The sequence below is a fragment of the bacterium genome, from assembly GCA_030685015.1.
Taxonomy (GTDB): Bacteria; CAIWAD01; CAIWAD01; order CAIWAD01; family CAIWAD01; genus CAIWAD01.
Window position 1 is genome coordinate 1 of sequence record JAUXWS010000066.1, and the last position, 11,664, is coordinate 11,664.

At 70.2% G+C, this 11,664-nt stretch carries 7 protein-coding genes and 1 tRNA gene; 3 read left to right on the forward strand and 5 right to left on the reverse strand.

What is annotated here, in order from left to right; all coding sequences use genetic code 11:
- The 3 genes from Q8O14_09385 to Q8O14_09395 form a co-directional block, all read left to right on the forward strand.
- Positions 1 to 982, forward strand: a 982-nt coding sequence (locus Q8O14_09385; protein ID MDP2360951.1) for a hypothetical protein, incomplete at its 5' end; no start/stop codon positions are given.
- The gene (locus Q8O14_09390; protein ID MDP2360952.1) at positions 979 to 2,532 is read left to right on the forward strand and encodes a hypothetical protein; all 1,554 of its coding nucleotides are present in this window, start codon (positions 979 to 981) and stop codon (positions 2,530 to 2,532) included. The genes Q8O14_09385 and Q8O14_09390, both read left to right, overlap by 4 nt.
- Positions 2,529 to 3,605 carry a cytochrome c3 family protein gene (locus tag Q8O14_09395; GenBank protein ID MDP2360953.1) on the forward strand — a complete coding sequence of 359 codons (1,077 nt, stop codon included), beginning with the start codon at positions 2,529 to 2,531 and terminating at the stop codon, positions 3,603 to 3,605. The genes Q8O14_09390 and Q8O14_09395 overlap by 4 nt, the downstream gene beginning before the upstream one ends.
- 58 nt (positions 3,606 to 3,663) lie before the next feature.
- Here Q8O14_09395 and Q8O14_09400 read toward each other — a convergent pair.
- From Q8O14_09400 to Q8O14_09420, 5 genes are all read right to left on the reverse strand, one after another.
- Positions 3,664 to 3,736, reverse strand: a tRNA-Glu gene (locus Q8O14_09400).
- Between the two features lie 108 nt (positions 3,737 to 3,844).
- Positions 3,845 to 4,255 (reverse strand): hypothetical protein, encoded by a 411-nt coding sequence (locus Q8O14_09405; GenBank protein MDP2360954.1) that lies wholly within the window; start codon positions 4,253 to 4,255, stop codon positions 3,845 to 3,847.
- 203 nt (positions 4,256 to 4,458) lie between these two features.
- On the reverse strand, positions 4,459 to 7,104 hold the full coding sequence (locus Q8O14_09410; protein ID MDP2360955.1) for a S49 family peptidase: 2,646 nt from the start codon (positions 7,102 to 7,104) through the stop codon (positions 4,459 to 4,461).
- Positions 7,105 to 7,729: 625 nt separating this feature from the next.
- Positions 7,730 to 10,186 (reverse strand): hypothetical protein, encoded by a 2,457-nt coding sequence (locus Q8O14_09415; GenBank protein MDP2360956.1) that lies wholly within the window; start codon positions 10,184 to 10,186, stop codon positions 7,730 to 7,732.
- A gap of 7 nt (positions 10,187 to 10,193) precedes the next feature.
- Positions 10,194 to 11,664, reverse strand: a 1,471-nt coding sequence (locus Q8O14_09420; GenBank protein MDP2360957.1) for an oligosaccharide flippase family protein, incomplete at its 5' end; no start/stop codon positions are given.

An 11,664-nucleotide genomic window follows, 5' to 3' on the forward strand; every position in this document is an offset into this window, starting at 1 on the left:
GGACTGCGCCACCTGCCACAGCACGGCCGCCTGGCAGCCGGCCACCTTCGACCACGACCTGACGGACTTCCCGCTCACCGGCGCCCACGTCGCCGTCAGCTGCGCGGCCTGCCACGTGGGCGGCCAGTACACGGACATCGATGGGGCCTGCTGGGCCTGCCACGAGCCGGACTACCAGCAGGCGGGCAATCCCGACCACGCCGCCAACCAGTTCTCCCAGGACTGCGCCACCTGCCACAGCACGGCCGCCTGGCAGCCGGCCACCTTCGACCACGACCTGACGGACTTCCCGCTCACCGGCGCCCACGTCGCCGTCAGCTGCGCGGCCTGCCACGTGGACGGCCAGTACGAGAACACACCCAGCGCCTGCTTCTTCTGCCACGAAGATGACTTCAGCTCGGCCGACGATCCCGACCACCTTGCCGCCCAGTTCCCCCAGGATTGCGCGCTGTGCCACAGCACGACCCAGTGGCAGGGAGCCGTGTTCAACCACAACGACACCGGCTTCCCGCTGACCGGAGCCCACACTTCTGTCAATTGCGCCGCCTGCCACCTGGGCGGCCAGTACGAGAACACGCCGACGGACTGCCACGCCTGCCATGCGGCGGACTACCAGTCGGCCGACAGCCCCGACCATGCGGATGAGGGCTATCCCACGGACTGCGCCATGTGCCACGGCTCGCAAGCCGGTTGGCCCTCCGCCTGGAACCACGCCATCTACTTCCCCATCTACACGGGCCGCCATCGCGACGAGTGGGAGACCTGCGCCAGCTGCCACCTGGGCAACGACCTGGGCGACTTCAGTTGCACGCATTGCCATGAACATCGCCAGTCCGAGATGGACGAGGAGCATGACGAGGTGGCTGGCTACACGTGGGAAAGCCACGCCTGCCTGCAGTGCCATCCCGACGGCAGCGATCTGCGGGGACGCGGGCACCAGCGCCGCGGTCCGGATCTGCGCAAATGGGAGCCCCTGCGATGAGTCACGGCCGCTTCCATCCCACGCGACGGCTCCTTCCGCCCCTGGTCCTGCTTCTCCTGTGGACCGCCGGCCAGGGGGCCGAAAGCCTGGCCGTCCGCGTCAACAGCGTGGCGACGGACGTGGTTTACCTCGCCGCAGGCTCCGCCAACGGACTGGTGGCGGGCATGCGCGGGACCCTGTGCCGGCCCGATGGCCGTCAGGTTGAGGTGGAAGTGCTTTTTGTCAGCAGCGGACGGGCTTCGGGCCGCGTCCATCCGGCTGGCGTCGAGCTGCGCGTGGGGGACGAGATCTGCTTCGAGCCGGTCGGGACGGCGCCCGCGCCCGCCGCCGCCAAGCCTCTGCCGCCCGCCGGAGTGGCCGCCCTGGAGCGCCGGGCCGCCGCCACGGGCATCCGTGCCCAGGGCTGGTGGCGTGCCGAAGCCAGCCGCTGGTCCGGCGGCGACCAGGATCGCAGCATGGGGCGGGGCGCCCTCGGCCTCCGGGCCGGACCGGCGCCGGGCCAGGGCTGGGGCTTGTCCCTGCAGATGCGCCATCAGGCCGGCTGGGGCGGGACGGGCCGGCAGGATGGCCGCCTGGATGAGTTGGCCCTGAGCGGGCCCGCCCTGGCCAAGCGACTGACTTGGCAGGTCGGGCGCCTGGCCGACGGGCGGGGCGCCCTGGGCGGACCCCTCGACGGCCTGTCCGTGGAGCGTGCCGGATCGGCCCCTCTGCTGTGGGGCATCTCGACGGGCAGCCGGCCCACCGCCGGTGAGCGGTCCATGGGGGCGGGGCTGCGCCTGCGCTGGCGCGACAGGACCAGTCCCTGGGACAGCGACCTCAAACTTCGCCTGGAGCGGACCGGGGAGGAGGACAGGCGCGGCCTGTCCTGGAACAACCAATGGCGCTTCCTGTCCCGGGGCCGCTTCGAGCATTGGTTGCGCGCCGAAGACCGGGGAGCGGACACAGGCACCGGCCTGCTGCGCATCTCGTCCACCCGCCTGCGCTGGCTGGGTGGGGAGTGGCAGGCGGAAGCCGGCCATCAATTGACGGAGTGGCCCCGTCCGGAGACAGGGCTGCCGGCGGTGGTCACGCCACTGGTCGAGCCGCGTCGCCAGCAGCTGACGCTGGCCCTGGGGCACCGGGTGGGCGGCCTGCAGGCCCGCCTGCAGGGGAGGGCCCGCGGCGTGCGCCTGGACAGCGGGATGGAGCGCCTGGTCGGGCTGGGCCTCTCGCATCACCGCACGCAGGGCTTGCTCAACCGGGCCGATCTGGATGTTCAGCTGCTGCTGGGGCCGCGTGATCGGGGCGGTGAAGCCGGCCTGAATCTGGGGCTGGCCCCGCCGCGCCTGCCGGGGATCGAACTGGGCCTGCGCGGCTGGAGGGTGGTGCGGCAGCTCGACCGGGAGGCGGGCGCCGCCGCCCGACTTTTCCTGCACGGCCGCCTGCCCGCTTCCCTGCGCTGGGAGGCGGGAACCCAATGGCACAGGCTGGAGCAGGACTGGCAGCGGGAATGGCGCCTGGGCCTGCGCGGAGATCTTCGGCTCAGGCCGGGCCGGGAGAGGGCGGGATGAGCGCCTGTCTCCTGCTGCTCTTGTGGGCGGGCGTCACGGCGGGCGCCGTCGAGAGTCCCCATGGACCCTTGGCGTACACATGCGCGGCCTGCCACACCACCAGCGACTGGACCCTGCGCCGCGATCCGGCCTTCCGGCACGACCGCGACAGCTCCTGGCCCTTGGCCGGCGCCCACGCCGGGGTGGCCTGCGCCGCCTGCCACCGGGACCTGCGCTTCCGTGGCACGGCCGCGTCCTGCCAGGACTGCCATCTGGACATCCACCAGGGCAGCCTGGGCGACGGCTGCACGGACTGCCACCGTCCGGCCCGCTGGTTCGACCAGGAACTGCTGCGGCGCCGCCACGAACGCAGCCTCTTCCCGCTGAGCGGGGCGCATGGGGCGCTCGACTGCGCCCAGTGCCACCAGGGAGGCAGCGCCGATCGTTTCGCCACCGCCTCCCCCGCCTGCGCCGCCTGTCACCTGGGGCAGTACCAGGCTGCGGCCGAGCCGGATCATGGGGCGGGCGGCTTTCCCCTGACCTGCGGTGACTGCCACGGCAGCGCCGCCTGGCGGCCGGCGCGCTTTGATCACGGCTGGACGGCCTTTCCCCTGAGCGGCGCCCACCGCGGCACGGCCTGCGCCGCCTGCCACCAGGGCGGGCAATACGCCGGCACGCCGCAGGAATGCCAGGCCTGCCATCTGGGGGACTACCAGGCCGCGCAGAATCCCAACCACCTGACGGCGGGCTTCCCCACCGATTGCGCCGCCTGCCACAGCACGGCGGGCTGGCAGGGCGCCAGCTTCGACCACGACCGCCGCTTCTTCCCCATCTACTCCGGCGAGCACCGCGGCCAATGGACCTCTTGCGCCGATTGCCACATCAATGGCGCCGACCTGGCGGAGTTCTCCTGCCTGGGCTGTCATGCCCACCGGCGCTCAGCCATGGACAACGAGCACGAGGACGTGGCCGGCTACCTCTACGACAGTCCCGCCTGCCTGCAATGCCATCCGGACGGGCGGGAGAGCAGAGTCCGGCCCGCGCCCCGACTGCAAATCCGGCGGGAGGCCGGACCGCGGAGGCCCCTGCGCTGACAGTCGGGCTGGAACATGAAGGAGCCTGCCGCCAAGCAGGCTCGCAGCGGGTTGGCAGTACCGCGTACGGGATTCGAACCCGTGTTACCGGCGTGAGAGGCCAGCGTCCTGAACCACTAGACGAACGCGGCGGAAGGCCCACAGAGTAGCAAAGGGAGCATCGGGGCGCAAGCCAGGGCGGTCTCGCTCCGCCACGGGGCGGGGGGGACCGCCCCCCGCCCGTGGCCGTGGACAAGACTCTATCTGACGCGCTGGAAGTCCTGGCTGCCGGCGGCGATCTGGCCGTCCGGGGCCTGGTTGCTCCAGGTGGCGGCCAGGCGCTCTCCCTCCACGCCAATGAACACGATCTCCACCAGGTAGCCCGAGGAGGGCACCTGATAGGTGAAGGTCAGGGTGCGGCCGTCCCAGTGCTGCTGCGTGATGGGGAAGTTCTCGCCATCGCCGTCCACCACCGACTGGACGACGGGCCGGCCCTCACGCAGCGCGACGATGGTGAGGGATCCCGTCTCCAGGTCCTCCCAGGTGCCCACCAGGGCGGCGCCCTCCGGCGAGAGGCCGCCACCGCCCCTGCCGTGCAGGGAGCAGGCGGCCTGAGCCAGCAGCAGCAGGGCGCACAGCAGGGCCAGGCCGCGACGCGTGCTCTTCTTCATGGATCAGTCCTTCCAGATTGATGACTTCACGTCCCGGGCTAGCAGCCTGTCGGGCTTGGGCTTTGGATGGGATTCGCGTCCAAATCGAGGCCGGTTTTTCGGAAGTTTCGCAGGGCATACTGGTGGTCTGTTCAAGAAACTTGCGGAAAATCCGGACGGATTGGGGCGATGAAGGCCGCCAAGTGGCCAAGTCCGACAGGCTGCTAGCGCTGCGGGAAGGCGAGCAGGTCCTCGTCCACCAGCATCTCGGGCCGCCCCGAACCCAGGATCTGATAGCGGGCGTCGCGGGCCAGGCCCATCTGCTCGGCCACCAGGCTCTCCTGCGCCGCCGTCAGGCCGCCGCCCTGCCCCAGCAGGCGCAGCAGGTTGAGGAGGTCGGCCAGATTCAGTTCCGGGTGGATCTCCCGCAACTTGACGTCGTCCTTGCGCAGGCCGGCGCGCTCGATGGCCAGGTCGATGCCGTCCTGCAGGCCGCCCTGGCCGTCCACCAGCCCCAGCCGCTGGGCCTCGCGGCCGGACCAGATCCGGCCTTCGGCGATGGCGTCGATCTCTTCCCAGCTCTTGCCGCGGTCATCGGCCACCTTCTGCACGAAATCATTGTAGAAATCGCGGACCATGGCCTGCACCTCCAGCGACTGACCCTCCGTCAGCTCGCGGCCGAACACAGGCAAGGCGGGGAGGCGGAACTGGGCGCTGCCGGCGTCGACGTTGAGCGGCGCCATGACCATGGCCCCGCCGAAGCTCTCCTTCTTGCCCGCCCAGACGCCGTCCTGGCGCAGGCGCGAGTTCTCCATCAGGCCCTTGTCGATGAAGAGGCCGGCCGCCACGCCGAGGGAGCCGGTGATGGTGAGCGGCGTGGAGAGGATGGTGTCCGCGGCCATGGACAGGTAGTAGCCGCCCGAGGCCGCCACGAAGCCCTGCACCACGATGAGGGGCTTCTTCTTCTTGAGGCGCTCCATCTCGCGCCAGATCAGGTCGGAGGCGTAGCCGCTGCCGCCGGGGCTGTCGATGTGGAAGACGACGGCCTTGACGTTGTCGTCCTCGCGGGCCGCCTTGAACTGCTTGACCAGGGTCTCGTCGCCGATGAGGAAGGGACCCAGGCTGCGGCCCGACATGATGGGGCCGGCGGCGTAGATGACGGCCACCTCGGGCTGCACGCCCCAGCGCCGCTTCGCCGGCTTCTCCTGCAGGGAGGCCAGAGAGACGACCCGGTCCTCCTTCAGCTTCTTCAGCTTGGCCGCATCGAAGCCCAGGGAGATGGTGATGCCGTGGCTGTCCTTCTTCCCGTCGTCATCGTCGCTCGATTCGCGGCGACAGACCCAGTCCTCCACTTGATCGTCGTAGAGCAGGGTGTCCACCAGCCCCAGTTCCAACATGTCGTCCTTGGAGAAGAACCAGCGCTCCAGCACGCGCTCCATCTGGGCGTCGCTGAAGCCATAACCCTGCTGGATCCCGCTTGTCATGTGCTGGTAGATGTCGTTGAAGCAGCGGCCCACGTTCTCCCGCACCTCGGGGGACATGGAGGCGCGGTCCAGGTCTTCGCCCGCGCCCTTCCAGGCCCCCACGTTGAAGCGGACGAAATCGATCCCCGCCTCCTCCAGGACGTCGGCCAGGTAGAGGCGCTCCCGCCCCAAGTTGTCCAGCTGGGCGCCGCCCACAGGCAGCAGGGCGCGGCGGTCGGCCACGGAGGCTACGTAAAGCGTGGACAGGCTGTACATGTGGCTGAAGACAGCCACCTCGCCGCCCGTCCGGCGCTTGTAGTCCTCGATGCGCGTGCGGATCTCCCGCAGCAGGGCCAGGTCCGCCTGGAAGTCCGGCTTGATGTTGATGAACAGGCCCTTCAGGCGGGGGTTGGCCTCGGCGTCCTTCATCTGGCGCAGGAACTTGGACAACTGGAACTTCTGGCCCGAGACCAGCCAGGGATACTCGCCGGCCATGCCGGCCAGCTCGATGCGGGCGAAGAGGTGCTTCTTGTGGCCCAGGGGCAGGCCCTGGTTGAAGGTGCGGTCGCTTACGTGGATGGAGTAGCGCCGGCCCGGATCCAGGTTGTCGTTGTCGGCCTGGGGCAGGATGGTGCTGAAGCCCAGGCCGCGCAGCTGCACGCCCGCCTGCACCGTCCAGCCCGGCTCGAAGCCGGCATGGCCGCCCAGGTTGACCGCCTGGCGGGCGCTGAGGCGCAGGTAATCCACCGGCTCCAGCTCCACGCCCAGCCAGTACTGGTCCGTCTTCTTCACGTAGGCGTCCCTGTCGAAGCGCCAGGCGCCGTCCAGGGAGAGGGTGGCGCGGTCCCAGAAGGGCCGCAGGGCCAAGCCCGCCTCGTAGAGGTAGCGGGGCAACTGATAGGTGCGCCCCAGGGCGATGGTGCCGGTCATGCCCAGGCTGGCATAGCGATGGAGGTGGTTGAGGCTGGAGACGATGAACTGGTCCGGTTCCTGGGCGGCATCCCAGGTGCCGTTGCTCCAGCCATAGGCCAGACCCGTGTAGTTGCCCTTGTCGCCGAATCCCACGCCCAGGCGGTACTGGTTCATGGAGTGCCGGCCGGTGGGATCCTCCTCGTGGACGAGGCCGAAGCCCAGTCCCCCCAGATTGGTGAAGAAGGCCAACTCGCTCTGCTGGGGATGGTCGTCCCCCTCCCCCGAGAAGATGAATTCCATCTCCGCCGTGTTGTCGTAGTACCCCCACAGGGCCGGATTCCAATAACCGGCGGCCGGACCACGGCCGGCGGCGACCGAGCCCACGCTCCAGGCGCCCAGATCGCCGCGGGTGCGGAGCGGGGAGAGGGGCGCGGCCAGCAGGTGGGTGGATATCAGGCAGAGGGGCAGAACAAGGGAGATCCGTCCAGGCTTCATGATTCCTCCATGGTTGCGAAGTGGCTCCGACCGCCGCCTGGCCCAAGTGTTTCGTGGAAAATCGAGATTGGGCGAAGGGAATGCAATCCGCCGCCGGGAAGCAGGTCGGGCGGATCTCGTCATGTGTAGAAAAAGGAACGCCCGGCCGATGAGCCGGGCGCGGAAACTCGATGTAGCCTGAAGAATTCTACATCAGCATGAAGGCCGCCACGAGCAGGAGCAAGAAGAGAGGCGAGGAGAAGTAAAGATCCACCCGCTTCCTGAAATCCGTCACGCGCCTTTTCATGACCTTCGACATGCCGATCCCCCATTCATTTCTGGAAACCGCCCCACCGTTTGATCACCGCGACCCCCATCGGGCGACCCCTCAGCGGATTCCGTACGGCTGCATCGTACTTCCGATTTTGCTGATTCCGACATGAGCAAGCTCTGTGCCAACGATCCTTCAAGATGGAAGTTGCTGATCAGCAAACAATTCAAATCGTGGAATGCCGCCGCCTCAGCTTTGCGCCTGTGCAAGATCGGGCGCTTCGGGCGATTATCCGTCCCCCTGACGGCATCCCATCCGTCGCCCATCTTTGCCGTCTGTCAACCGAATTGGTTGAATTAACGAGCATGCGGTCGCTCAGGCCGCCGCCGTCTCCTCCCGGGCCGGGGCCGGGTGGTGGCGGTGCAAGCCGAAGCGTCCCAACAGCAGGGCGGCCAGGGTCAGCAGTGTGATCCAGCGACCCCAGATCCAGGCTGCCGGCCGGTACTCCAGGATGAGGTGGTGATCGCCCGCCTCGCTGACAGCCACCGCCCGCAGCAGGTGGTCGGCGCGCAGGATGGGCACCTCCCGTCCATCCAGGGTGGCCCTCCAACCGCGGGGCAGCCAGATCTCCGAGAGGAGGGCGAGAGTGGGGCCCGCCGTGGTGAGGCGCAGTTCGATGCGGTCGGGCTCATAGCGGACAATGCGCCCCTCGCCGGTGGAAAGGCCCGCCGGCAAGGGCGGCGCGGGATCCACCAGGGCCAGGGCGCGCGGGTCCAGGCCCGCCATCACCCGCTCGAAATGCTCCTCGCCGGGCAGGGCCTCCCAGGTCGCCGGGAAGGAGAGGCGGGGCAGGGCGCCCGGATTGCGCAGCAGGAAGCCGTCGGGGTGCTGTCCCGCCACTTCCAGCCAGGGCGGCGGTGACTGGCGGCTGATCACCCATTGCACATTGAGCAGGTCCAGCCAGGCGGGATGCAAGGTGGAGCCGCCTCCGGGCAGGGCCACCCGCCCCTCGCCCAACACGCGCTGGATCCCCGCCGGCTTGGCGCCGTGGTAGCCTTCGATGCTGTGCAGGCCGTGCCAGACGGCCTCGTTGGTTCCGTAGACGCCGTCCGGCCAGACACGGAAACTGTGCTTGTCGGGCAGGGCGGCCAACTGGGCCAGAGCGCCGCGCGCCCGGAAAAGGGCCTGGGGATCCCGCCGCGCCTCGAAGGCCAGGGTGCGCCGGCCCATGGGGAGCAGGTCCGCCGCGACGAGCAGGCCCAGCAAGACGGCCAAGGCGGGCAGGGGCAGCACCCCGGCCAGGAGCAGCCACAGGGCCAAGCTGGCCAGCCCGGCGAAGAGCAGGGTACGTGCCGCGTCGCCGCGCAGTTCGGCCGCGCGCGTGGCCCGCAGCTGGCCCACCACCTGCTCCACCCGCTCGGTCCGCGGTTGGACGCCCTGCTGCTGGAGGTAATAGGCGACGCGCTGCTCGTCCAGCTCGTGGCGATAGGAATCGCCGGGGGACAGGCCTTTCTGCGGATCCGGTTTCGCCAAATGGAACAGGCCGGCCATCAGGAGGGCCCCCAGCGCGGCGCCCAGCGCCCAGCGGGTGGGTGGGGCGGTGAAGGCGCGGGTCTTGGCCTCGGGTCCGGCCCCGCCTCGCAGGCCGGCGGCCAAGCTGAGCAACCGGTCCAGGCCCAGCGCCGCGATGAAGATGAGGCCCATCTGGGCGGGGGCCAGGGCCCACATGTGGGCGCGCAGCTTGGCGTAGCCGGGCAGCCAGTCCACCAGCGCGCCGAAGAGGGGGGTGAAGCGGCCCAGGCCAAGCAGCAGCATGAGGAGGACGGGCACGAGCCAGGGCCACAGCCGCCGCCGGTCCTCCTTCGCCAGGAAGGCCACGACCAGCAATGGCAGCCAGAGGGCCCCGGCGTAGAGCGGGAAAGCCGTGTATTCCAGCGCGCCCCAGTAGGTGCCGCCCCCGAAGCCGCGCGCGCCGGGGATCCACCAGGTCAGCAGGTCGGCGGGCGGGAAGGAGTAGGAGCCGGCGTAGGCGCCCCCCGCCACCGCCGCCTCGGTGCCGGCCCGCATGCTGAGTGAGGAGTATTCGAGCACGGGCAACAGGAAGAAGGCGGCCAGGCCCAGTGCCAGCGCCACCCAGGCCAGGGCGCGCAGACCCGCCCCCAGCCAGGGCCGGCCCTCCCCGCCGCGCATCTGCCACAGACGAAGCAGCGTGTAGAGGCCGGCGAAGAGGAGGAAGTACCAGCTCATCTGCACATGCTTGACAGTGAAAAGCATGCCCAGGACCAGGGCCGCCGGCGCCAGGTTGCGCCTGCTGCGCTCCTCCAGCAGGCGGTCCAGCCAGTAGAGGGCGAGCGGCATCCAGCACACGGTCCAGAGCTTGATGGTGTGGCCGGCCCCCATCAGGCCGACCAGGGTCGTGCTGAAGGTGAGGGTCAGCGCCCCGAAGCCCGCCGCCAGCCAGCCCAGGCGCCGGCGCCGCAGGTAGAGGAAAGAGCCGGCCCCCAGCAGCAGCAGGTGCAGGAAATGCAGGACGATGGGATCCTTCATGACGGGCAGCACGCTGCCCAGACCCCAGGTGGCGATGGCGGAGACCAGGTAGGCGGGCGTCACCATCACGCTGGCGTAGCAGGGCATGCCGCCGAAGAGGTAGGGGATCCACTGCGCCACATGGCCGTGGCGGAAGATCTGCGCGCGCCCGAACTCGGAGAAGGGCAGGCTCTTCACCGTGTCCGCGGGCAGCAGCGTCAGGCCGCTGAAGAAGGGGGCCAGCAGCACGGCGAGCAGCACGAGGACGATGCCGCCCAGCAGCAGGACCTGGGTCTTCCTCTTCATCTTCGCCTCATCGCTTGGGGGCGCGGCGGGCCCGCCACACCTTGGACAATTGGCCACTGCGCGTCTCATAGGCGCCCAGCAACAGGGCGGCGGCCGCCAGGGCCGCCAGGTTGACCCACGGGTTCCATTCCTGCAGCCAGCCCTCTCCCAGGCCCAGGAGGCCGACGGCGCCCAGGGCCAGGGAGGGCGCCAACCAGCCCAGGACGCGGCGCAGAGGCAAGTCCAGGCGGCGCGCCGATCCCAGCAGCACGACCAGGCTGTAGCTCCAGAAGCCGGCGAAGGCGACCAGGGCCCCCCACAGCGCGCGGTCCAGGCCCGCGGCGGGGGCACCCTTCGCCGCTCCGGCCAGCCAAGGCTCCAGCCAGGCGGGGGGCGGCAGCAGGTCCAGGCCCAGCATGAGGGCGAGGCAGGCGGCGGCGAGGAGGCCCACCCGCGCGGCACGGCCCTCGCTCATGAGCAAGCTGACCAGAATGTAGGAGAGAAAGAGGGGGCAGACCCCCAGGGCGGCCAATTGGAAGAGGGGCACGCCCGGGAGGAATCGGGGCAGGAGCAGGCTGATCAGCCAGGGCAGTTGCAATAGGCCAAGGCCGAGCAGGACGGGCGCCCCCACCGCCACCAAACCGCTCTGGCGGGCCACATCGGCCAGCAGACCCGGCCGCCGGGCGGGATCCCCCTGGCGCGCCGTGTAGTCCGGGATGAGCACAGTGAGCAGCACGGCGGGCAGGAGCAGCAGCGCGTCGCGCAAGAGCACGCCCTGCTCGTAGAGCCCCAGGACCGGCAGGGGCAGCAGGCGGCTCATCACCAGGCGGTCCCCCGCCACGAGGAGCAGCAGGGCGAGGGAGGCGAGGGCCAGGGGGGGGCCGGAGCGCCAGAGCAGCCGCATGGCCGGGAGATCGAAGCGCGGCGCCGCCACACCGCCGTGCCGGGCGGCCCAGCCGATGCCGGCAAGCAGGGAAATGGAGACGCCGGCATGCAGGGCGTAGACCTGGGCCGACTCGGGCAGGGTGAAGAGAAGCAGGAGGACGACCGCGCCGCGCAGCGCCCCCTGGATGAATTGCAGCAGGGCCAGGTCGCGGATGCGCCGGCTGCCGTTGAGATCGCAGTAGCTGACCTTGAAAGCGGCGTGGCAGACGCCGGAGAGGATGGCCAGCCGCAGCAGGAGGGGATCGGCGAACCAGCCGCCCAGCCAGGGCTGCAAGGCAAGAAACAGGACCGCCAATCCCAGGGCGAGGAGCAGGGTCATGAACCAGGCGCCGCCCCGCAGGCGCTGGGCCAGGCCGTCCGGGCCGCCGCGGGCCAGGGGCAGCTCGCGCACCAAGGCGTCGGGGAAGCCCATCGTGAGGAAGGGCAGGGCCACCAGCACGAGGTTGGGCATGCTCAGCTGTCCCAGGCCTTCCGGCCCCAGCACGCGTGCCACCACCCAGCCCACCAGCAGGCCAAGGACCCGGATGCCCAGCCGCGCGGCCGCCAGTCCCCCC